The sequence below is a fragment of the Streptomyces sp. CBMA156 genome, assembly GCF_014596515.1.
Classification (GTDB): domain Bacteria; phylum Actinomycetota; class Actinomycetes; order Streptomycetales; family Streptomycetaceae; genus Kitasatospora.
The window spans coordinates 1-20804 of sequence record NZ_MSJQ01000398.1; the positions used below are offsets into that span (position 1 = coordinate 1).

A 20804-nucleotide genomic window follows, 5' to 3' on the forward strand; every position below is an offset into this window, starting at 1 on the left:
GGCCGCCGGTGACCAGGTAGCGGGCGCCGGGGCTGAGCACGGAGCAGCCGGCCCCGTCCGGTCCGGGGGCGCTCCCGGCCGGTGCCAGCCGGGGGACCCAGGGGCGGCCGGCACGCCAGGCACACTCGGGCTCCGGGCGCGGTGCGGCCAGCAGGGCGAGCAGCGCGGCGGCCTGGTCGGCGGCCGGTGCGCCGTCCGGGAGGTCGACGTGCCGGGCGTCGGGCACCAGGTGCTCGGCGCGTGCTCCGGCGGTCAGCGCGGCGGTCAGGGCCGCCCGCGGCCGGGGGAGTTCGCCGGGGAGCACGGCGTGCAGTCCGGTGCTGACGGTGACCAGTTCGCGGACGCGTGCCAGGGTCGGGAGGGTCCGCAGCAGGGCGAGCAGCGCCTCGTGGGCCGGGGAGGCCGCCTCGTCGGCGGTCGCGCTCCACAGGTAGACCAGCCGGTCGGCCGTCCGCTCGCCGAGGACTCGCAGCCAGTCCTCGGGGTCGGCGGTCGGCGGCTGGTCCAGCACCGAGGCGTTCGGCAGGGCGGCGGCCAGAGCCTCGGTGAGGGTGCCGGGGCCGGTGGGCCCGAGCAGCAGGATCGATTCCTCAGCCGGCGGGCCGGCCGGGGCCGCGGGAACCGGGCGCGGCTCCCAGGCGAGCTGCCGCACACAGTCGGGCAGGGTCCTGGAGTTGGCCTCGGCCAGGTCCAACGCCACGATGTGCTCGTCGAGTTCGCCGTTCAGCAGCCGGAGGCGCAGCGCGGTGCGCTGGATCTTGCCGCTGGTGGTGCGCGGGAAGTCGGCCGCCGGGACGGGGAGCACCAGGGCGGGCGCGGGCTGCCGGCGGGCCGCCAGCAGCTGCCGCACCTCGGCGGCGACGGGCGCCGCGGGGGCGTCCGGGTCGGCGGGGACGTAGGCGATCACCAGCTGCTCGGTGCCGGTGCGTTCGTCCGGCACCCCGAAGGCCGCGACGTGCCCGGAGCGCACCCCCGCCACCGAGGCGACCACGTCCTCCAGCTCGTGGCAGAAGTAGTGGACGCCGTTGACGATGATGATCTCCTTGCGACGGCCGGTGAGGATCACCTCGCCGTCGGCCAGGAAGGCCAGGTCCCCGGTGTCGAACCAGTCGTCGCCGACGAAGGCCTCCTGGTTGGCGGCCGGGTTGTTCAGGTAGCCGGGGGTCACCCGGCCCGAGTGCACCTGGAGCCGGCCGACCCAGTGCTCGGGCAGTGCCCGTCCCTCGTCGTCGGCCACCCGCATCCGGGAACCGGGCGCGGGCCGTCCCATGCTGAGGAAGCCGGTGCCGCGCTCGGCCGAGTCCGGGTCGGCGGGCTCCAGCCGGCCGGTCAGCGAGTCGGTGCGCACCAGGCGGCGGGCGCCGTCCTCGTGGTAGCGCTTGTAGGTGATCACCGTGCAGGTCTCGGCCATGCCCCAGCCGAGCAGCAGGTGTTCGGGGCGGACGCCGAACGGGGCGGTGGTGGCCAGGAACTCGTCCAGCACCGCCTCGGTGCACTGCTCCCCGGCGTTGATCAGCGACTTGAGCGCGGACAGGTCCCAGTGGCGGCCGGGCCCGGCGGCCCTGACCGCCTCGGCGACCAGCCGGAAGCCGAAGTTGGGCGACCAGGAGTGTGCCGCCCGGTGGCGCTCCAGCGCGTCCAGCCAGACCAGCGGGTCGGCGAGCACCAGCTCGGTGGGCACCTGTACCTGGTCGGCGGCCAGCACCACGTCGCGCAGGTGGAACATCAGCAGCCCGGCGACGTGGTCCAGGGGCAGCCAATTGACGGTGGTGTCGGCCGGGTCGCAGCCGTGGGCGACGGCACCGGCCACGTACTCCAGGATGCCGCGGTGGGTGATCTGCACCGCCTTGGAGCGTCCGGTGCTGCCGGAGGACAGCTGGAGGATCGCCACGTCGCCGGGGGCGGGGGCGTGCTCCCGGGCGGCGGGCGCCTGGCCGGGGGCGGGTGCCCGGTCGTTCTCGCCGGGCCGGTCGACCGCGATCACCCGCAGGCCGGGCGCCGGGTACAGCTCCCCGAGCCGCCCGAGGCCGGCCACCGCGGGACCGCAGGCGAGCACCGGCGGCTCCTCCAGGGTCTGCCAGGCGGCCCAGAGCTTCTCCAGGACGGGGTTGCGCTCGTGGTAGTCCGGCGGGCGGGCCACCGTGACCGGCTGCATCCCGCCGAGCAGGCAGGCCCACAGGGTCGGGAAGTAGAACTCCGGGTCCGGCACCTGGAGGATCACCCGGTCCCCGGCCCGCAGCCCGGCGCCGGCCAGGGTGGCCCGCCGCTCGGTGAGGTCCAGGTGCAGGTCGCCGCCGAAGGCGGTCCAGGAGGTGCTCACGGCCCCATTCTCGCCCGGTGGGGCGGGGACGGACGGCCCGCCGGGGCCCGCGTGCGGGCGGTGCGGGTGGTGATCACGGTGTCCTCCCCGTCGGTTAGCGTCCGTCATCGGACCGACGGATCCCGACGCGAGGATGTGACAGGGTGAGCGAGGACATTTCCCGGAACGACCCGGAGACGGCCGAACCGGCCGAACCGGCCGATCTGGCCGGGCGGTTCGAGGCCGAGCGCCCCCAACTGCGCGCCGTGGCCTACCGGATGCTCGGATCGATCGCCGAGGCCGAGGACGCCGTCCAGGAGGCCTGGCTGAGGCTGAGCCGCGGCGACGTGGGCGGGGTACGCAACCTCGGGGCCTGGCTCACCACCGTCGTCAGCCGGGTCTGCCTGGACCAGCTGCGCTCCCGCACCTCCCGCCGGGAGGATCCGCTGCCCGAGCAGGACGGGCAGGTGCGGCTGCCCGACCCGGTGGTCAGCGGGCTGTCGGCGCTGGACCCGGTGCACGAGATCCTGGTCGCCGACTCGGTCGGGATCGCGCTGATGGTGGTCCTGGAGACGCTCTCCCCGGCGGAGCGGATCGCCTTCGTGCTGCACGACCTGTTCGAGGTGCCCTTCGACGGGATCGCCGAGGTGCTCGGCCGCACCTCCGCCGCCACCCGGCAGCTGGCCAGCCGCGCCCGCCGCCGGGTCCAGGGCGCCACCCCGGCCGCGGACTCCGACAACGCCCGCAAGCGCGAGGTGGTGGAGGCCTTCCTGACCGCCTCCAGGGGCGGCGACTTCGACGCCCTGCTGGCCGTGCTCGACCCCGGGGTGGTGGCCCGCTCCGACGGCGGCACGCTGGTGCCGGGCGTGCTGCGCCGCGGCGCGGCCGACGTCGCCTCGCAGGCGATCGCCTTCGCCCGCTTCGCCGCCGGCGGCCGGCTGGTCCTGGTCAACGGCTCGCCCGGGGTGGTCTCCTTCGCCGGGGGCCGTCCGCTGTCGGTCATGTCGTTCACCATCCACGGCGGCCGGATCACCGCGATGGACATCCTCACCGACCCGGTCCGCCTGGCCGCCCTGGGCCTCACGGCCTGACCGTCCCGGTGGTGCCCCCGGGCCGGCCGGCACCCCGCCGGCCGGCCCGCCGGGTCCGTCACGCTTCCTCCACGTGTTGTTTCCCGTCGCTTCCCGGGCCGTCCGGGGAGCCGCGCGCTACCGTGCCGCCCATGGCGAACTTTGTACTGGTGGCGGGCGCGTGGCTCGGTGCCCGGGCGTGGGACGAGGTCGTGGCGGAACTGTGCGCGGCCGGGCACGGGGCGTACCCGCTGACGCTCTCCGGGCTCGCGGAGAAGAGCGGCGCGCCCGCCGGGCAGCGGGCGCACGTGGCGGACGTCGTCGCCGAGGTGGAGCGGCTGGACCTGCGCGAGGTGGTGCTGGTCGGGCACAGCTACTCGGGCATCCCGGTGGGCCAGGCCGCGGAACGGATCGGCGACCGGCTGGCCCGGCTGGTCCTGGTGGACGCCAACGTGCCGGTGGCGGGGGAGTCCTTCGCCGACCAGATACCGGAGCCGGCCGCGCTGCGGGCGGACCTCGCCGCGCACGGGGGCTGGTGGCCGCCGCTGCCGCCGGCCGAGTTCGCCGGGCAGGGGCTGACCGTCGGGCAGATCACCAGGATCACCGCGGGCGCGACCCCGCACCCGGGCCCCTCGCTGACCGAACCAGCCGTCCTGGAGGGCCCGTTGAGCGCGCTCCCGGCGGTGTACGTGAAGTGCCTGCTGGACTGGCCGGAGCCGCCGCCGCTGGTCGCCCGGCTGGTCGCGGACGGCCACTGGCGGCTGGTGGAGCTGGACACCGGGCACTGGCCGATGTTCTCCCGGCCGGCCGAACTCGCCCGGGTGCTGGCCGAGTCGGCCCGGACGGAGGGCTGAGACCCGCCCGGACGGCAGGCCGGGGCCGCCCCGGACGGAAGCCGGGGTCCGCCGCGCGGATCCTCACCGGCCGTACGGCCGGAGGACACCGGGGGCGAGGCGGCCGATCAGCGCCGCCGCCACGGAGGCCGGCACGGTGGCGGACGGGACGGCCCGGTGCGCCGCGTCGCCGAGTGGCATCACGGCGGTCACCGCGGCCGGGGTGCCGGCCAGGGGCAGGGCGACGGTCAGGACGGCGAGCAGGCGACGGGGGCGCCGCGGGTGGTCGGGACGGTTCACGGGGGTCTCCTTGGGGCTCGACCCGGGCCACGATGCCGCCTCCCGCAGCGTCAGGTTCAAGTCCTTTTCCGCCCACCGCCGACGCGGCCAGGTCAGTCCACCGCGACCCGACGCCACCCCGTCCCGTCCGCGGCCACCGGCACGGCCGCGAAGTCGTACCGCAGCAGGCCGGGGCCGAGCGCGAGCAGCGAGATCGACGAGGAGCCCCAGATCCGCCCGTCGCCGAAGTCCCGCCGCTGGATCAGCGCGGCGTCCGCGTCCGGCGCCAGCCCGTCCCCGGCGACGATCGGCAGCCACCCGCCCCAGGCCGCCGCGGCCGGGCCCGTGCCGGTCGGCTCGGGCCGGGGTTCGGCGGCCAGCCGGGCCCGGAAGTGGGCGGCGCGCGCGGCCATCAGCGCGCGGATCCGCTCCGAGGTGGTCCGGCCGGCGGCCAGGCCTTCCAGCCCGTCGTTGAGCACCACGCTCAGGCCGGACGGCAGTTCGCGCTCCTCCAGCCGCCCGCCGTCCCAGCTGGACACCCGGGCTCCGTCGGCCCGGACCAGGACGAGGTGGAACGGGTCGTACGGGGTGAGGTCGAGCCTGCCGACCCCGCCCTCCCGGACGGCGGTGAGCGGCAGCCGGCCGCGGGTGCGCCGGGCGTCGGCGGGGGCGGCCGGGCCGAAGCCGTTCAGCAGGCAGGCGGCGGTGCGCCGGGCGGGGTCGACGGCCAGCCAGGTGCCACCGGCCGCGAGGTCCAGTCCGCCGAGCAGCCCGGGCCGGTCCGGCCAGTGGTGGTCCGGCGGCAGCCAGGCCCGGCCCAGGTACTCGTCCCGGACGGACAGCAGCAGGACCGGCACCGCCGCTGCCGGCTCGATGCTGACGAACGCCGTACACACGACCCGCTGCCCCTGACCTCGTCCGGTCGGCGACCCGGCCGGTGAACCCGCCGGAGATCCCCTCCCGGCGATCCTCGCACGGCCGTTCGCACGCCGGAAGTGGCCCACGATGCGGGTGGCCGAATGCACCAGGACGGCAGGCCACCGCGCTCCTAGGCTGGCGGCCATGACGACGAACGAGACGACCGTGACGAACGGGGCCCCGGTGCCCGCCCCCGAGCAGCGCATGCCGATGCACAAGCTCGCCCCCGCCTTCTACCAGGCGATGGTCGCCCTGGACCGGGCGTCCAGGGAGGGCGTCGACCCGGTGATCGCCGAGCTGGTCAAGGTGCACGCCTCGATGATCAACGGCTGTGCCTTCTGCATCGACATGCACGCGGCCGACGCCCGCAAGCACGGCGAGCAGGACCACCGCATGCTCTCCCTCCCGGCCTGGCGCGAGACGCCCTGGTTCACCGCCCGCGAGCGCGCCGCCCTGGCCCTCACCGAGTCGGTCACCCTGCTGACCCAGGGCCACGTGCCGGACGCCGTGTACGCGGAGGCCGCCGCGCAGTTCGACGAGACCGAGCTGGCCCAGCTGATCGCGCTGATCACCACGATCAACGCCTGGAACCGGATCGGCGTCTCCACCCGCCTGAGCCCGGCCGCGAGGTGAGCGCCACCGACCCGGCCAGCCGGCGGGAGCAGGCCCGGCTGCTGCACGAGCTGCACCGCCCGGGCGAGCCGCTGGTGCTGGCGAACGCCTGGGACGTGCCGAGCGCCCGGCTGGTGGCCGCCGCCGGGGCACGGGCGGTGGCGACGGCCAGCGCGAGCGTGTCGTGGTCCCTCGGCCGCGCGGACGGCGGCGGCGCCGACCCCGAGCAGGTGCTGGCCAGGACCGCCCAGGTGGTCCGCGCGGTCGGCCTGCCGGTCACCGCGGACCTGGAGGGCGGCTACGCGGACACCGCCGCCGGGGTCGGCGAGACCATCGCCGCGCTGCTCGCCACCGGCGCCGTCGGGGTGAACCTGGAGGACGAGGGCCGCCCGCTGGAGGAGGCCGCCGAGCGGATCGCGGCCGCCAGGGCGGCGGCGGACGTGGCCGGCGTGCCGCTCTTCGTCAACGCGCGCACCGACGTCTTCCTGCACGGGATCGGCGCCCCCGAGGACCGGCCGGAGGAAGCGGTGCGGCGGCTGCGGGCGTACGTCGAGGCGGGTGCGGACGGGGTGTTCGTCCCGGGGGTGTCCGACCCGGAGACCATCGCCGCGCTGGTCGCGGCCGTCCCGGCGCCGCTGAACGTGCTGGCGGGCCCCGGCTCCCCGTCGGTCGCCGAGCTGGCGAAGCTGGGAGTGGCCCGGATCAGCCTGGGCCCCGGACTGGCCGAGGTGGCGTACGCGGCGGTCCGCCGGGCCGCCGAGGAGGTGTACGGGCACGGCACGTTCACCGCGCTCGCCGACGGGCTGGGCTACCCGGAGCTCAACCGGCTGTCCGCGGGCTGAGCGAGGCGGCGGACACCCCGGGCGGCCGGACAGCCCGGGCAACCGGGCACCGTGGGCGGCCGACCGTTCGGGGGTCGGCCGGCCGTCCACGGGCAGGTGGGCGACGGATCAGTTCAGGACCTGCCCGCTGAGCCCCGGGTGGCTCATCTGGTTGGTCCCGATCGCCTCGATCTCGTTGGCGGGCTTGCCGACCAGCGGGAGCTTGCCCACCGTGCGCAGGGCGAGGTCGGCCGGGGAGACTTCGAGCCCGTCGGTGAGCCCGCCGGTGGCGTCCGGCGAGGAGGCGGTCTGGGTGGTGGCGGAAGCCGCCGGGACGGCGAGGGCGAGGCCCGCCATGGTGAGGGCGGCCAGGGTGGCGAGTTTCTTCATGCCCTGCCGAACGACGCGGACCACCCTCAGGTAACCCGCCGGCTCAGACCGTCACCCACAGGGTGCGCACACCGTTGCTGACGAACGAGGCGATCGGCTCGTCGGTCGCGCCCTCCGCCAGGGCCAGCCCGGGGAAGCGGGCGAACAGGTGTCGCAGCGCCGTCTCGGCCTCCAGCCTGGCGAGCCCGGAGCCGAGGCAGAAGTGCGGGCCGTGGCCGAGCGACAGGTGCTTGGCGGGCTGCCGGGTGAGGTCGAAGCGGTCGGCGTCCCGGTGGTGCCCCTCGTCCCGGCCGGCCGCCGCGTAGGAGGCCAGCAGTGCCTCGCCGCGCCGGATCACCACGTCGCCGACCTCGATGTCCTCGATCGCGTAGCGCAGCGGGAACTGCCCGACCGGGGAGTCGTAGCGCAGCGTCTCCTCGATCACCGCCGACCACGGCTGCTCCCCGTCCAGGACGAGCCGCAGCTGGTCCGGGTGGGTGAGCAGGGCGCGGACCGCGTTGGTGATCAGGTTGAGCGTGGTCTCGTGCCCGGCGACCAGCATCAGCAGCAGGGTGCCGACCAGTTCGGCCTCGCTGAGCCGCTGCCGGTCGAGGCGCCGGCCGGCCTCGTGGGCGTCGATCAGGGCGGTGGTCAGGTCGTCGCCCGGCTCGGCCCGCTTGGCCGCCACCACCGAGGCCAGCAGCGCGTTCAGGCCGCGCTGCGCGGCGAGCGCCGCCGCCGGGGTGGCCGAGCTGGAGACCATGGTGTCGGACAGCTCGTGCAGTTCGTCCTGCTGCTCCAGCGCCAGGCCGAGCAGTTCGCCGATCACCTGCATCGGCAGCGGGTAGGCGAAGTGCCGGCGCAGGTCGAACGGGCCCTCCAGCCGGCCGACCTCGTCCAGCAGCGCGATCGCCCGGGCCTCGATGGCGGGCGCCAGCGCGGCTATCCGGCGGGGGGTGAAGGCCTGCGAGACCAGCCCGCGCAGCCGCCGGTGGTCCTCGCCGTCGGCGGTGACCATGCCGGGGACGGCGATGAAGTTGAGCAGCGGCCAGCCCTCCGGGAGCCGGCCCTCCCTGAAGGTGCTCCAGAGCCGGGCGTCCTTGCCGACCCGGGGGTCGGCGAGCAGCGACTGGAGGGCGTCGTGGTGGGTTACCGCCCAGACCACCACCCCGCCAGGGAGCTCCACCAGGACCGCGGGGCCGGCCGCCCTGAGGCGGGCGTTCTCGCCGTGCTGGTCGCGGCCGAAGGGGTCGAGTCTGACGGGTTCGGCGCGGGTTCCGGAGTCGGTGACGGTGTCCATGCGGGCCTCTCGGGGGCTGGCGGGCGGGGCGGGGTGAAGGCGCTGTAGAGCACCGGGAGGGCGGTCAGGGCCCGGGACCACGGGGACGGGCGCCAGGCCAGGTCACTGCCCGGCACGGCCAGCTGGAGGTCCGGCAGGCGGTGCAGCAGGGTCTCGACGGCGGTCTCGACGATGATCCTGGCCGGGTGCTGGGCCGGGCAGACGTGCGCGCCGGCGCCCCAGGCGAGGTGCGCCCGGTTGCCGCCGAGCGAGCCCTGCGCGGCGGCCGAGACGCCCTGCGCGGCCGGGTCGGCGTTGGCCGCGGCGAGGCCGAGCACGAGCATGTCGCCGGCGCTGATGTACTGGCCGCCGAGCACGGTGTCGCCGGTGGCCCAGCGGCCGGGGAAGTTCTGCGTCGGCGGGTCGCGCCAGAGCACCTCCTCCAGCGCGTCGGAGACGGTCAGCCGGCCGCCGGTGAGGGTGGCCCGGAAGCGCCGGTCGGTGAGCAGCAGCCGCAGCGTGTTGCCGGTCCAGTTGATCGAGGTCTCGTTGCCCGCGACCAGCAGCACCACCAGGTGGTGCACCGCCTCCTCGTCGGTCAGCCCGGCCGGGTGGGCGAGCAGCCAGGAGGTGAGGTCGGCGCTGGGGGCGGCCCGGCGGCGGCGCACCAGGTCGACCAGCAGTGCCTGGAACTCCGCTCCGGCGCGCTGGGACTGCGAACTGCTGTCCACGAAGTGGCTGATCAGTTCGACCACCCGCGGCCCGCTCTCCACCGGCAGTCCGACCAGCTGGGTGAAGACCAGCAGCGGCAGCGGACGGGCGTACTGGGCGATCAGGTCGGCGGTGCCGTCCGGACCCCAGCTGTCGATCAGCCCGTTGGCGGCGGCCTCGGTCGTCCCGCGCAGCTGACGGTGGTCGATCTGGGCGAGGGTGTCGGAGACCGCGGAGCGCAGCCGCTGGTGCTCGGCGCCGTCCAGGTTGAGCAGGGTGGGCCGCCAGGAGGTCATCGGCAGCAGCCGGGAGTCGGCGGCCAGCCGGCCCTCGGCGGGCACCCGCCAGCGGCGCGAGTCCTTGGAGAACAGCGCCTCGTTGCGGGTGAGTTCGAGCAGTTCGGCGTAGCCGAGGACGAGCCAGGCCTCGACCCCGGGCTCCAGCTCGATCGGGGCGACCGGACCGTAGCGCTCGCGCAGCCGGGCGTACAGGCCGTGCGGGTCCTCGGCGACGGACTGGCCGAACAGCGGGGTCAGCGGGACGCCCGTGGGCAGTCCGCGGCCGGACGGGCCGCCGGGCAGGCCGCCGCCGTGGGCGACGGGGCATCCGGGTGCCCCGGTGGGCTCGGGGGCGGTCACCGCTGGAGCTCCAGGATCGAGCTGCGGTGCAGGTGGTCGACGAAGTCGATCAGCAGGTCGTAGGACTGCCGCCGGTCACGCGCGTCGCAGTACAGGATCGGCACCTCGGGCAGCAGGTCCAGCGCCGAGCGCAGCTCCTCCTCCGGGTAACTCGGCGTACCCGGGAAGGTGTTGACCGCGACCGCGAACGGGATGCGCTGCTCCTCCAGCCGGCCGAGCACGTCGAAGCTCTCGTCCGGCCGGCGCAGGTCGACCATGGCGATCGCGCCGAGCGCACCGCGCGACAGGTCGTCCCAGAGCGGCCAGAACCGCTGCTGCCCGGGCGTGCCGAACAGGTACAGCGCGAGCCGCGAGTTGAGCGTGATCCGGCCGAAGTCCAGCGCCACCGTGGTGGTGCTCTTGCCGGCGAGTCCGGTGAGGTCGTCGACGCCGCTGCTGGCGGCGGTCATCGTCTCCTCGGTGCGCAGCGGGGTGATCTCGCTCAGCGAGCCGACCAGGGTGGTCTTGCCGACCCCGAACGGTCCGGTGACGAGGATCTTGACCGCGCCCTGCACCGAGGAGGGCAGGTACTGCGGCCCGTCGGCGGACCCGGCGGCGCCGGGGACGGTCTCAGCGGAGTTGGCGGAGGCCAACGAGCACCTCTTCCAGGAGGGTTGCGGGCAGGCGTTCGGCCTGCGGGACGGGCGGGAGCACCTGCACGGCGCCGAGGTCCCACAGGTCCCCGACCAGCACCTTGACGACGCCGAGCGGAAGCCCCAGGTGGGCCGCCACCTCGGCGATGGACAGCAGGCTGTGACAGAGGCCGAGGATGCGCCGGTGCTCACGGTTCAGCAGCGCGTGCTCGGGCAGTTCCGGCGGTCCGGGTAACGCGCTGACCAGGCTCTCCACGGCCAGCTCCGACCGGGTGGGGCGGCTGCGCCCACCGGTGATGACGTACGGGCGGACCGGGCCGCTCACCGGTGGCCCCCCGCCGCGTGGTCGACGCGCGGCGGGCTGGTGAGGTGGCTGCCGATCCGCTCGACCAGGACCTGCATCTGGTACGCGACCAGGCCGGCGTCCACGGCGTCGCCGGCCACCACGGCCAGGTGCGCGCCGGCCCCGGCCGCGACGACGAAGAGGTAGCCGCCGCCGTACTCGATGATGATCTGGCGGGTGGCGCTGCCCGGTCCGCCGAAGCCCGTCGCGACGCCGCGGGCCAGCGACTGGAGCCCGGAGCAGGCGGCGGCGAGCCGTTCGGCGTCCTCGCGCGCGATGCCCGCGCTGCGGCCGATCTCCAGGCCGTCGTTGGAGACGACCACGGCGTGCTGGACCTGCGGGACGGCGATGATGTCGGCGAGCAGCCAGCCGAGATCAGGGGTGGTGGTCATGGAACTCTCCGGAGCGCTGGGGAAGTCGGGGGGAAGCGGGCAGGGAAGGGTCGGACTGGGCCTGGGCCCGGACGGCCGAGCGGCCGCTGGCGGTCCCGGCCTGGAACATCGCCATGAACGCCTGCGCGTCCCGGGCCGAGCGGTAGGGCGGCGCGGGCGGCGGTGGGGGAGCGGCGTGCTGGGCGGGGCGGCCCGTGCGGGCGCGCCGGTGGCTCCGGCGGGGCAGCGGCGGGGGAGTGTCGGCGGCGGGCCGTCCCGGCGGCGGGGTCTCCACCATGGGGTGACCGGCGGGGGAGACCGGTCGGGGCCCCGGGTTGAACGCCCGGTCGTCCGGCCCGAGGCCGGGGACAGTGGGTGGCAGCGGCTCGGTGAGCAGCGCGTTCGGCAGCAGCAGGACCACCCGTACGCCGCCGTACGGGGAGGGCGCCGAGCTGAGCGTGACCCGGAAGCCGTACTGCTCGGCGAGCCGGCCGACCGCGGCCAGACCCAGCTGCGGCACCTCGCCCAGCCGGGAGACCTCCAGGGTGCTGCCGCCGGCCAGCGCGGCGGCGGCCTTGGCGACGGCCTGCTCCGGCATGCCCACGCCGCCGTCGTCGATCTCGACGACGGCGCCGTTGTGCACCGGCATCAGGGTGACGAACACCTGGGTGCTGGGCGGGGAGTAGCGGGTGGCGTTGTCCAGCAGCTCGGCGATCGCGTGGATCAGCGCCTCGGCGGCGGCGCCGACCACCGCGGTCTCGATCCGGCTGCGCACCACCACGCGCTGGAACGGCAGGATGCGCGACTGGGCGCCGCGGACGACGTCCTCCAGGGCGACCGGTTCCGGCCAGTGCCGGCCGGCCCTGGCGCCGCAGAGCACGGCCAGGGTCTGGGCCAGCCTGGCCTGTTGGGCGGCCGCGTGGTCGGCCTTGAGCAGGCCCTCCAGCAGCGCCGGGTCGTCGTGGGTGCGCTCCATCTCGTCGAGGAGCGCCTGCTGGTCGTGGGCCATCACCAGGATCCGGCGGGCGACGCTGAGGAAGGCCCGCTGGGTGGAGGCGGTGTGCTCCTGCTCCTGCTGGACGGCGGCGAGTTCGGCGCCGCGGCGGGAGAGCCCGGCGGCGAGCTGTTCCCGGACGGCGGCGAGTTCGCGGTGGAGCCGGTCGGCGCGGCCGCGTTGGGTGACGGACACGGCGCGGTACCGCGCGGCGGTCACGAGGGCGAGGACGGCGAGCACGCCGGTTGCCGTTGCGCACCACTGAGTCATCGTCACGCGCGAATTCTAGGGTGATGATCCTACGAAGGTGTGAACGGATCTCGCCAAGTGACCGGATCTCGTCAATATCGAGTCAATTCGGCGTCAATCGGCAGTCGTTCGACCCCGACCCCACGGCCTGACGAGGCCTCGTGATGCTCCGGCCGGCCCCGTGGGAGGCGGCGGATTCAAGCCGGTCGGCCGGATCGCCTCCGGTGATGTGTGGGACCTGTGCGCGGAATGTTACGGAAGGGGCGCCGTCCGGTGCAGGAGCAGCAGCGCCACGTCGTCCGGCCTGGACCGCCGCTCGGTCACGTTCAGGGTGAGCAGGTCGGCCAGCCGCTCCAGCGCCGACGCCGGGCCGACCCGTCCAGGACCGGCCCGCCGGGCCCACAGTTCGAGCCCGCCGAGCATCCGCTGCACCGACTCGTCGTAGTCCTCCTCGCGGTCCTCGACCAGCCCGTCGGTGTACGCCAGCAGCGTCTCGCCGACCGCCAGCCGCTCCACCGCCAGCGGGTACGGCCGCTCCGGGGCCACGCCCAGCGGCGGCCCGCCCTCCAGCTCCAGCTCGACGGCGGCGGCGTCGGCGGTGATCCGCACCGGAGCCGGGTGCCCGGCCCTGGCCGCGGTCAGCACGCCGTCCGCCGGGTCCAGGGTCAGGTAGAGGCAGGTGGCGAACAGCTCGGTGTCCAGTTCGGCCAGCAGCCGGCTGGTCCGGGTCAGGGTGGCCGCCGGGTCGTGCCCGTCCGTCGCGTACGCCCGCAGGCCGCTGCGCAGCTGGCCCATCACCGCGGTGGCCTCGGCGTTGTGCCCCTGGACGTCGCCGATCACCAGCCCGATCCGGCCGTCCGGGAGCCGCAGCAGGTCGTACCAGTCGCCGCCGATCTGCATGCCCTCGGTGCTCGGCAGGTAGCGGGCGGCGCTGGTGATCCCGGGCAGCTGGGGCAGGGTGCGCGGGAGCATCGCGCGCTGTAGCTCGGAGGCCCGGTGGTGGTGGGTGTCGTACAGCCGGGCCCGCTCCAGGGACTGCGCGAGGATGCCGGCGAACGCCGAGTACAGGGTGCGGTCCTCGCGGCCGAACGCCCGCTCGGCGGCGAAGGTGATCAGGCAGGAGCCGACCTGCTGTCCGGAGGCGACCAGCGGCAGCACCGCCCAGGCGGCCGGGGAGAGCGGGTCGCGCCGGGTGCGGGCCGCCGCGGGGTCGCTGAACAGCGGGGCGGAGCGGGTCAGCGACCGCTGCATCACGTCCTCGGACAGGTCCGCCAGGCGGGTGAGCTCGGTGCGCCGCGGGCCCCCGTACACGGTGTGCGAGACGGGCAGCAGCCGGCCCTCGTCCACCAGGTCCAGGACGATGCCGGCGGCGCCGAGCGCGGGGCGGGCGACGTCGGTGACCGCGGTGGTGACGTCCCGGACGGTCACCGCCCTGGACAGCGCCCGGGTGAGCGTCAGCAGCAGCGCCGTCCTGGCGGCGGCGGGGGAGTTCCGCTCCTCGGCCGGCGGCTGCCCCCGGTGCCCGGCGTCGGCGAGCAGCCCGGCGATCCGCACCGGCCGCCCGTGCACGTCCAGCATCACCTCGCCGGACTCCTCGACCCGGGCCACCTTGCCGCCGGGCCGGACCACCCGGTAGCCGATCCGGTAGCGGCCGCCGGTGGCCAGCGCCTCGGCCAGCGCGGCCTGCACGTCCGGCAGGTCCTCGGGGTGGACCAGCCGGTCCAGCTCGGGGGCGGTGCCGTCCGGGGCGGCCGGGCGGCCCGCCAGCCGGAACGCCTCGGCGTCCCAGTAGCTCTCCCCGGTGACCAGGTCGCGCTCGAAGGCGCCGTGTCCGGCGGCCCGCACGGCCAGCGACAGCAGCGGGTGGGCCAGCCCGGCGTGGCGGCCGTCGGCCGCCCGCGGGTCCTCGGGCGACCGGACGCCGTACGGGGCCCGGGTGCCGTGCGGGAGGTGGGCGTCGGCGTGGTCCAGCAGGTGGGAGAGCCGGTGGGCGCAGGCCTCGGCGACCGTCTCCAGGACGTCCAGGTCGCGGCGCGGCACGGTGCCCCGGTGGGCCAGCGTGAGGGCGAGGACGCCGATCGGCCGCTCGTCCACGACCATCGGCAGGGTGATCACGGTGATCATCCCGGTGCCCATGCCGGCGTTCCCGTCCGGGTAGTCGAAGCTGGTGTGCTCGGGGCCGAGCAGGTACGGGCGGCGCAGCCGCAGGGCCATCGCGGCGGGCAGCTCACCGGCCGGGTCGACCACGCCGTAGCGCTCGTGCGCCCAGTCCGGCAGCCCGTGCGAGGCGATCAGCCGGAGCATCCCCGCGGAGTCCAGCAGGTAGAGCACGGACCCCTCGCCGGTGATCCAGCCCGGGCCCTCGGCCAGGACGGTGCCGAGCAGTTCGGCGGCGCTGGTGCAGCCGAGCAGCAGGCGCACGCAGCGCATCGCGCTGCGCGTGGTCGGACTGCCGGCGGGCTCCAGGGGCACTGACCCTTGATACCCCATTTCCCCGGGGGGCGGATGGTGACCGAGCCGGGCCCGGGCGGCTGGGCTAAACGGGCCAGGCGCGGAGGCCGGTGGTGAGGGTGGTGATGAGGCGGTCGTGGGTGGTGGTGAGGTCCTCGGCGAGCCGGAAGGCGCCGGCGGCGCTGAGGGAGGCGAAGCCGTGGGCGAGCGAGCGGACGGTGCGGGCGGCGTGGATCGCCTCGGAGCCGTCGAGGCCGTACTCCCGCAGGACGGCGATGATCACGCCGACGAGCCGGGCGGCCGCGCGGGCCAGGTCGTCGTCGGGCTGCGGGGCCTGGGGGAGGGCGTTGTAGCGGTGCGGGTGCTCGGTGGCGTACGCGTGGTAGGCGCGCAGCACCGCGGCGACGGCGTCGTCCCCGCTGCGGCCGACCGCCGCCTCGGCCAGCCGGTCGGCCAGCTCCCCGGTGACCCGGACGGCGATCAGCCGCCGCAGTTCGGCGAGGCCGCCGCTGACGTGCTTGTACAGCGAGGGGGTGGCGACCCCGGCCCTGGCGGCGACGGAGGCCAGGGTGAGGGCCTCGGCGCCCTGCTCGTCGATGAGGGCGAGGGCGTGGTCGACGACCTGGTCGGGGGTCAGTCCTACGCGGGGCATGGGTTCGGGCTCTCCGTACGGAAGTCGGGCGGGTGCGGGCGGCGGGTGGTCGACGGGCGGGCGGCGGGTGGTCGGCGGTTGGTCAGCCGAGTTCGGCGAGGAAGGGCAGCAGGGCGTCCGCGGTGGCCGCCGGGTTGTCGGCCATCGGGTAGTGCCCGGACCCCTCGATCATCGCCTTGCGGGCGCCGAGCGCCGCGGCCTGCCGGTCGGCGACGAGTTCCGGCTTCGGGAAGTCGGGGTCCTTGCTGCCCATGACCACCAGCGCGGGGCACCGCACCGCGGCCGTCCAGCCGACCGGCGCCGAGTCGCCGTGGACGTACCCGCGGGTGGCGGTCTTGCGTCCGGGGGTGCGCAGGTCGGCGACCAGCCCGTCCACGTACGCGTCGAAGTCGGCGGGCCTGGCGCCGGGGAAGGCCATCCGGCGCAGGTAGAAGCCCCAGGCGGCGGGCCAGTGGACGAGGGCCGCGCCCATCAGGCCCATGGCGGCGCGCATCAGGGCGCCCGGCGGCGGGGTCTCGACGAAGGCGTCGATCAGCACGATCCCGGCGACCCGCCCGGGGGCCTCCCCGGCGGCCCTGACGACGGTCGCCCCGGTGTACGAGTTCCCGGCGAGGACGGCGCGCTCGATGCCGAGGTGGTCGAGCAGGGCGAGGACGTCGCCGGCGAGGGCGGCCGGGCCGTAGTCGTCCCAGGCGATCGAGGACTCGCCGAAGCCCCGCAGGTCCATGGTGACGACCCGGTGGCCGGCGGCGACGAGCAGCGGGCGCAGGTGCCGGTACGCGGCCCGGCTGTCGAGCATGCCCGGGAGCAGGACGACGGGGGCGCCGTCGCCCTGCCGGGTGTCGTCGAAGGCGATCCGGCCGCCGGGGACGGTCAGGTACTGGGTGCTCGGGGTGATGGTGCCGTTCATGGGGTCCTCCTCGGGCCGCCGGTGCGGGGCATCGGCGTTGCTGCCGATAGCCATAAAGCTAAGGCTAATAGCCTTAGCCGTCAAGCGACCGGCGGGCGGCGATCCGGGAAGGGGGCGGGTCAGGCGCCCTCGACCCTGAACGGGTCGTGCTCGCTGAGCAGCTTCTCCAGCCGGGCCTGGTCGACCCGGGTGACCATCTCGTTGGTCTCCTGCTTGTCCCGGATCACCTTCGCCAGCGTGAACGCGGAGGTGACGGTGTAGAGGAGGCCGATTCCGAGGAACGCCCGGGTCCACCCGCCGACCGGCAGGTAGGCGATCCCGACGGCGAGGGTGGTGCCGGACAGGGCGAACGAGAGGACGGCCTGGATGTAGTAGGCGGCCGTCGTGCGGGTCTGCATCGGTGCGCTCATGGCGTCAGGATGCGGCCGTCCGGCCGGACCGCACATGAGTAGGAGTACTCAGATGGAGCCGTGCATGAGGGGTCGTTCGTTGACGTCCGATCATATGGTCGACAGTCGCTTCCACCGGATGGCTTGGAATCAGCGCCTCCTAGGATTAACGTTTGATAACGCAGCGCGGTCGTCAACGCCGTACCCAGACGGCACCGTGCGCGGTGCCTAATCCCACCGACCGGCCTCCGGGCAGGTCAGGGAGCCGGGGAACCACGTTCCCTGGGGTGAATCGGCGGGGCCCAGGCCCGGCCGTAGGAGACCTTCCTGCTCCGAACCCGTCAGCTAACCCGGTAGGCGCGAAGGAAGGAAAGGAGCGCGCCTCCGTGGCGTCGACGTACACCCCGGCACACCCGGCCGGCCCCGCAGCCGGTACCCAGCTCCTCGACCACCCCGGCTCGGAAGGCCCCGACGCCTTCGCCCCGGAGGCCGAGACCAACCGCCACCGGATGCCGCGTCAGACCCGCGGAACCTCCCCGCTGCTCGGCGTCACCGCCGTCGCCGCCACCCTGGGAGCCACCGGTTTCGCCTCGGCCACCCCGGCCGCCGCCCCCGCGGTCGAAGCCCCGGACGAGGCCCCGGTCGCCCTCTCCGCGGACCCCGGCCTCGCGCTCGCCGCCCGCATCCAGCACCAGGCCGACAGCCAGCGCACCGCCGCCGAGGAGACCGCCAGGGTCCAGGCCGCGCAGGAGGCCGAGGCCAAGGCCGCCGCCAAGGAGGCCGAGGCCAAGCGCGCCGCCGAGGAGGCCGAGCGGGCCAAGGCCGCCGCCCTCACCCTGCCGGTGGACGACTACCGGCTCTCCGCCCACTACGGCCAGAGCGCCCGCTACTGGGCCAACCTGCACACCGGCCTGGACTTCGCCGCCGACACCGGCACCCCGGTCCACGCGCTCGGCCAGGGCACCATCACCTCGGCCGGCTGGGCCGGCTCGTACGGCTACCGGATCGTCGAGACCCTGCCCGACGGCACCGAGATCTGGTACTGCCACCTCTCCTCGATCACCAAGGGCTCCGGCAAGGTCGTCGCCGGCCAGCAGATCGGCAAGGTCGGCGCGACCGGCAACGTCACCGGCCCGCACCTGCACATGGAGATCCGCCCCGGCGGCGGTGCCCCGGTCGACCCGGAGCCCTGGCTCCAGCAGCGCGGCCTCAACCCGTGACGCACCGGGCCTGACGCGTCGGCCCGGCGCCACTCGCTGAGGCACCCGCTCGCAGACGCACCCGCGAAGGCCCCCGGCCCGGAGCACGAGCTCCCGGCCGGGGCCTTCGCGGTGTCTCACTCCTCGGCGGGCAGCTGCGCCAGGTACGCGTCGATCTCCTCCTGGCCCGGCTCCGGCGCCAGCTCGGGGAACTCCTCCACCAGCAGCCGCGGCAGCCCCGGCACCGTCCACTCGCCGAACAGGTCGAGCGCCGCCTCGACCGCCGCGTCCTCGAACTCGCCGAAGTCCCCGGCCAGTTCGTCCGGCATCGGCCGTCCCAGCGCGGTCAGCTCGGCCAGGTTGCGGTAGCTGCGCCGCATCAGGCCCTGCTCCAGCAGGCGCCGCGCGCCGTCGGTGGCCATGCCGACCGAGAGCACCCGGCTCCAGCCCCAGCCCTGCTCGTCCGGCTCGTCCAGCCAGCCGGCCGGCGCCAGGTCCTCGTACGCGGCCAGCCGCTCCTCCTCGGCGAGCCCGCCGAAACCGGCCAGCCAGTCCCGCACCGCCTCCCCGTCGGCGACGTCCACCCCGTGCGCGTGCAGCAGCAGCGCGTACAGCCGGGGCCAGGTCACCAGATCGGCGCGGCGCAGCAGTCCGGCCGCGACCTCGCCCTGCCACTCGGCCTCCGCGTGCAGCCGCTCCTGGCGCTTGGCGTTGAGCCGCCGGGCCGCCCGCTGGTGGTCGGCCAGCAGCCGGACGGCGTCGCCGTACGCGAGCGGGTCCTCCTCGGGCGCGGGTTGGACGTACAGGTGGAGGCGCTCGTACAGCAGGTGCTCCACCGCGTTCGAGGTCAGTTCGGGCCAGCCGTCGTGCATCCTGCCCTCGCCCAGCTCCAGCAGCGCCAGCACCGTGCGCAGCGGCCCCTCGGCCACCGGCGCACGGCCCTGCTCGGCCGCCCAGGCGAGCAGGTCGGCGGCCTTGGTGCGGGGGGCGAGCCGCAGGTCTTCGTCGTTCATAGTCCGAACGGTAGCCGCCGGGCGGGGATAGGGTCGGCAGCCATGCTCCCCGTACGACTCACCGGCCCGCGCCTGGCCATCCGCGAGTACCACCACACCGAGGGCGACGTGGACGCGCTGCACGCGCTGTTCGGCGACCCCGAGGTCACCAGGTACCTGCCCTTCGGGCCGTGCGACCGGGAGGCCTGCGCCGACCAGATCGAGCTCTACCTGGAGGAGGCGATGGCCGGGGAGCGGGACACCTACCGGCTCGCCGTCACCAGGCTCGCCGACGCCGAGGACCCGGGGGACGCGCCGCCGGTCGCGCAGGCCTCGCTCGTCCTCGGCGGCCACCGCTCCGCCGACCTGGGGTGCGTGCTGGCCGACGAGGTCAGGGGCCGCGGCTACGCGGGCGAGATCGTCGGCCTGCTCCTCGGCCTCGCCTTCGGCCCGCTGGACCTGCACCGGCTGACCGCCCGGGTCCACGTGGACAACGCGGCCTCCGTGACGGTGCTCACCCGGCTGGGCTTCCGGCGGGAGGGGCGGCTGCGGCACGACGGGTTCAAGGACGGCGTCTGGTCCGACTCGTACCTCTACGCGCTGCTCGCCGACGAGTGGCCGGGCCGGGCCGCCGGGGCGGCGGGGGGTTAACCCCACCCCGGATCCGCCAGGCCTCCGGATCCCGGCCGTCCGGCGCGTCCAGCAGACTGGACCCTGTCAGCGGGACGAACGAACGCCAGAACGAGGGGCCGGGGGCCGGGAGCATGAGCAGCAGCCACAGCATGGAGGACCGGGAGTGGGACGTCCTGGGCGGTCACGGTGGCGACCCGCGTCCCGCCGGGGCCCGCAGGACCGGGCAGCGGCCGGCCGCGTGGCGGGCGCCGTTCTCGGCGTACTACTACCGCGAGGTCGGCTACGCGCTCAGCGGTCTGCCGGTGGCGATCGCCGGGTTCGCCGTCTCGATCACCATGTTCTGCTTCGGCCTCGGCACCTTCGTCACCGTCCTGGGCCTGCCCGTCCTGGCGGGCCTGACCATCGTCGCCCGCGGCTTCGGCCGGCTGGAGCGGGCCCGGGTGCGCGGGATGCTGGCGCTGGACGTCCCCGGCCCGGAGCCGGTGCGCCAGGTCCGCCCGGGCAACTGGGGCGCGATCACCGCGCGGCTGGCGGACGGGGCCGGCTGGAAGGCCGTGCTGTACCAGGTGGTGATGTTCCCCTGGGCGATATTCAGCTTCGTGGTGACGCTGGTGTTCCTGCTGCTCGGCTGGGTCCTGGCGCTCTACCCGGCGTACCACTGGGTCTACCGGGCCTACACCCCCTGGAACGGGTTCCGGCTGTTCGACTACCGCGACAGTGACGGCGTCCAGCACGTGTACGAGATCCAGGCGCTCTGGCAGATCGTCGGGCTCTCGGTCCTCGGGGTGCTGCTGGTCTTCCTCACCACCCAGCTGGTCCGCGGCCTGACCAACGTCAACCGGGCCGCCGTCCGGGGCCTGCTCGGCCGCTGACCGCCGCCTCCGCCCACTCCCAGGCCCCGCCCGCGCCCCGGACGTCCTCCGGATGCGGGCGGGGCCGCCCCGTGTTCGGATGACCGGGTGGCTGCCGCCGGCCTTCCCCCCGCTCAGCCGGACGTCCTGGTCACCTCCCGTCCGCTGGACGAGTACTGCGCCCAGTTCGGCCTCACCAGGGCCCGGCTCGCCGCCCTGCCCGGGCCGCTGCTGGACTGTCCCGGCGGCGCGGCCGGCCTGGCCGCCGAGGCCCGCGAGCTGGGCTGCCGGGTGATCGCCGTCGACCCG

General features: G+C 75.5%; 22 protein-coding genes, 1 pseudogene and 1 riboswitch. Of the genes and pseudogenes, 8 read left to right on the forward strand and 15 right to left on the reverse strand.

Annotated features, from left to right (window positions below; genetic code table 11):
• Positions 1 to 2320, reverse strand: a 2320-nt coding sequence (locus BU198_RS35475; protein WP_188300933.1) for an AMP-binding protein, incomplete at its 3' end; no start/stop codon positions are given.
• Positions 2321 to 2463: 143 nt separating this feature from the next.
• On the opposite strand from BU198_RS35475, the gene BU198_RS35480 reads away from it, so the two are divergent.
• Positions 2464 to 3390, forward strand: a complete 927-nt coding sequence (locus tag BU198_RS35480) for a sigma-70 family RNA polymerase sigma factor (protein WP_317620402.1) — start codon at positions 2464 to 2466, stop codon at positions 3388 to 3390.
• A 131-nt stretch (positions 3391 to 3521) separates the two neighbouring features.
• Positions 3522 to 4223, forward strand: coding sequence for an alpha/beta fold hydrolase (locus BU198_RS35485; RefSeq protein WP_188300252.1), 702 nt, complete (start codon positions 3522 to 3524; stop codon positions 4221 to 4223).
• A 63-nt stretch (positions 4224 to 4286) separates the two neighbouring features.
• Here BU198_RS35485 and BU198_RS35490 read toward each other — a convergent pair whose 3' ends face one another.
• Complete coding sequence (locus tag BU198_RS35490) at positions 4287 to 4502, reverse strand: hypothetical protein (RefSeq protein WP_188300251.1); 216 nt, start codon at positions 4500 to 4502, stop codon at positions 4287 to 4289.
• A gap of 92 nt (positions 4503 to 4594) precedes the next feature.
• Positions 4595 to 5377 carry an NRDE family protein gene (locus BU198_RS35495; RefSeq protein ID WP_188300250.1) on the reverse strand — a complete coding sequence of 261 codons (783 nt, stop codon included), beginning with the start codon at positions 5375 to 5377 and terminating at the stop codon, positions 4595 to 4597.
• A 166-nt stretch (positions 5378 to 5543) separates the two neighbouring features.
• On the opposite strand from BU198_RS35495, the gene BU198_RS35500 reads away from it, so the two are divergent.
• On the forward strand, positions 5544 to 6032 hold the full coding sequence (locus BU198_RS35500; protein WP_223245211.1) for a carboxymuconolactone decarboxylase family protein: 489 nt from the start codon (positions 5544 to 5546) through the stop codon (positions 6030 to 6032).
• A complete protein-coding gene (locus tag BU198_RS35505) occupies positions 6029 to 6853 on the forward strand; it encodes an isocitrate lyase/phosphoenolpyruvate mutase family protein (RefSeq protein ID WP_188300934.1) in 825 nt (274 codons plus the stop codon). Before BU198_RS35500 ends, BU198_RS35505 begins: the two co-directional genes overlap by 4 nt.
• 108 nt (positions 6854 to 6961) lie before the next feature.
• On the opposite strand, the gene BU198_RS35510 is transcribed toward BU198_RS35505, so the two are convergent.
• From BU198_RS35510 to BU198_RS35555, 11 genes are all read right to left on the reverse strand, one after another.
• The gene (locus BU198_RS35510) at positions 6962 to 7246 is read right to left on the reverse strand and encodes a hypothetical protein (protein WP_188300935.1); all 285 of its coding nucleotides are present in this window, start codon (positions 7244 to 7246) and stop codon (positions 6962 to 6964) included.
• Between the two features lie 19 nt (positions 7247 to 7265).
• Positions 7266 to 8366 carry a cytochrome P450 gene (locus BU198_RS35515; protein WP_317620464.1) on the reverse strand — a complete coding sequence of 367 codons (1101 nt, stop codon included), beginning with the start codon at positions 8364 to 8366 and terminating at the stop codon, positions 7266 to 7268.
• On the reverse strand, positions 8351 to 9829 hold the full coding sequence (locus tag BU198_RS42960) for a cytochrome P450 (protein WP_317620465.1): 1479 nt from the start codon (positions 9827 to 9829) through the stop codon (positions 8351 to 8353). Before BU198_RS42960 ends, BU198_RS35515 begins: the two co-directional genes overlap by 16 nt.
• Positions 9826 to 10461: a GTP-binding protein gene (locus BU198_RS35520; RefSeq protein ID WP_188300937.1), complete on the reverse strand. Its 636-nt coding sequence runs from the start codon at positions 10459 to 10461 to the stop codon at positions 9826 to 9828. The genes BU198_RS42960 and BU198_RS35520 overlap by 4 nt, the downstream gene beginning before the upstream one ends.
• Positions 10439 to 10786: a DUF742 domain-containing protein gene (locus tag BU198_RS35525; protein WP_188300938.1), complete on the reverse strand. Its 348-nt coding sequence runs from the start codon at positions 10784 to 10786 to the stop codon at positions 10439 to 10441. Before BU198_RS35525 ends, BU198_RS35520 begins: the two co-directional genes overlap by 23 nt.
• Positions 10783 to 11196, reverse strand: a complete 414-nt coding sequence (locus tag BU198_RS35530; RefSeq protein ID WP_188300939.1) for a roadblock/LC7 domain-containing protein — start codon at positions 11194 to 11196, stop codon at positions 10783 to 10785. Before BU198_RS35530 ends, BU198_RS35525 begins: the two co-directional genes overlap by 4 nt.
• The gene (locus BU198_RS35535; RefSeq protein ID WP_223245390.1) at positions 11180 to 12439 is read right to left on the reverse strand and encodes a sensor histidine kinase; all 1260 of its coding nucleotides are present in this window, start codon (positions 12437 to 12439) and stop codon (positions 11180 to 11182) included. Before BU198_RS35535 ends, BU198_RS35530 begins: the two co-directional genes overlap by 17 nt.
• 231 nt (positions 12440 to 12670) lie before the next feature.
• Positions 12671 to 14890 carry a SpoIIE family protein phosphatase gene (locus BU198_RS35540; protein ID WP_188300941.1) on the reverse strand — a complete coding sequence of 740 codons (2220 nt, stop codon included), beginning with the start codon at positions 14888 to 14890 and terminating at the stop codon, positions 12671 to 12673.
• A gap of 64 nt (positions 14891 to 14954) precedes the next feature.
• Positions 14955 to 15521, reverse strand: a complete 567-nt coding sequence (locus BU198_RS35545; RefSeq protein WP_188300942.1) for a TetR/AcrR family transcriptional regulator — start codon at positions 15519 to 15521, stop codon at positions 14955 to 14957.
• An 82-nt stretch (positions 15522 to 15603) separates the two neighbouring features.
• Complete coding sequence (locus BU198_RS35550) at positions 15604 to 16485, reverse strand: alpha/beta fold hydrolase (protein ID WP_223245384.1); 882 nt, start codon at positions 16483 to 16485, stop codon at positions 15604 to 15606.
• A 65-nt stretch (positions 16486 to 16550) separates the two neighbouring features.
• Positions 16551 to 16841, reverse strand: coding sequence for a YiaA/YiaB family inner membrane protein (locus tag BU198_RS35555; RefSeq protein ID WP_188300943.1), 291 nt, complete (start codon positions 16839 to 16841; stop codon positions 16551 to 16553).
• A 194-nt stretch (positions 16842 to 17035) separates the two neighbouring features.
• Positions 17036 to 17194, forward strand: a riboswitch (cyclic di-AMP (ydaO/yuaA leader).
• A 12-nt stretch (positions 17195 to 17206) separates the two neighbouring features.
• Here BU198_RS35555 and BU198_RS35560 point away from each other — a divergent pair.
• Positions 17207 to 18040, forward strand: coding sequence for a M23 family metallopeptidase (locus tag BU198_RS35560; RefSeq protein WP_317620466.1), 834 nt, complete (start codon positions 17207 to 17209; stop codon positions 18038 to 18040).
• A gap of 116 nt (positions 18041 to 18156) precedes the next feature.
• Here the strand turns inward: BU198_RS35560 and BU198_RS35565 are convergent, their stop codons facing one another.
• A complete protein-coding gene (locus tag BU198_RS35565; protein WP_188300944.1) occupies positions 18157 to 19032 on the reverse strand; it encodes a hypothetical protein in 876 nt (291 codons plus the stop codon).
• Between the two features lie 42 nt (positions 19033 to 19074).
• Here BU198_RS35565 and BU198_RS35570 point away from each other — a divergent pair, with 42 nt between their 5' ends.
• The 3 genes and pseudogenes from BU198_RS35570 to BU198_RS35580 all read left to right on the forward strand — a co-directional run.
• Complete coding sequence (locus BU198_RS35570) at positions 19075 to 19662, forward strand: GNAT family N-acetyltransferase (RefSeq protein ID WP_188300945.1); 588 nt, start codon at positions 19075 to 19077, stop codon at positions 19660 to 19662.
• A 113-nt stretch (positions 19663 to 19775) separates the two neighbouring features.
• Entirely contained in the window at positions 19776 to 20516 is a 741-nt protein-coding gene (locus tag BU198_RS35575; RefSeq protein ID WP_188300946.1) for a sensor domain-containing protein, read from the forward strand.
• A gap of 87 nt (positions 20517 to 20603) precedes the next feature.
• Positions 20604 to 20804: pseudogene (locus tag BU198_RS35580) on the forward strand (hypothetical protein); the annotation flags it as partial.

What these genes read in the sequence shown, in the direction of transcription:
- BU198_RS35550 (WP_223245384.1), bottom strand. Translation starts at nt 16,485, where the DNA reads ATGGCTATCGGCAGCAACGCCGATGCCCCGCACCGGCGGCCCGAGGAG.
- BU198_RS35575 (WP_188300946.1), top strand. Translation starts at nt 19,776, where the DNA reads ATGAGCAGCAGCCACAGCATGGAGGACCGGGAGTGGGACGTCCTGGGC.
- BU198_RS35555 (WP_188300943.1), bottom strand. Translation starts at nt 16,841, where the DNA reads ATGAGCGCACCGATGCAGACCCGCACGACGGCCGCCTACTACATCCAG.
- BU198_RS35485 (WP_188300252.1), top strand. Translation starts at nt 3,522, where the DNA reads ATGGCGAACTTTGTACTGGTGGCGGGCGCGTGGCTCGGTGCCCGGGCG.
- BU198_RS35570 (WP_188300945.1), top strand. Translation starts at nt 19,075, where the DNA reads ATGCTCCCCGTACGACTCACCGGCCCGCGCCTGGCCATCCGCGAGTAC.
- BU198_RS35535 (WP_223245390.1), bottom strand. Translation starts at nt 12,439, where the DNA reads ATGACTCAGTGGTGCGCAACGGCAACCGGCGTGCTCGCCGTCCTCGCC.
- BU198_RS35500 (WP_223245211.1), top strand. Translation starts at nt 5,544, where the DNA reads ATGACGACGAACGAGACGACCGTGACGAACGGGGCCCCGGTGCCCGCC.
- BU198_RS35545 (WP_188300942.1), bottom strand. Translation starts at nt 15,521, where the DNA reads ATGCCCCGCGTAGGACTGACCCCCGACCAGGTCGTCGACCACGCCCTC.
- BU198_RS35530 (WP_188300939.1), bottom strand. Translation starts at nt 11,196, where the DNA reads ATGACCACCACCCCTGATCTCGGCTGGCTGCTCGCCGACATCATCGCC.
- BU198_RS35565 (WP_188300944.1), bottom strand. Translation starts at nt 19,032, where the DNA reads ATGAACGACGAAGACCTGCGGCTCGCCCCCCGCACCAAGGCCGCCGAC.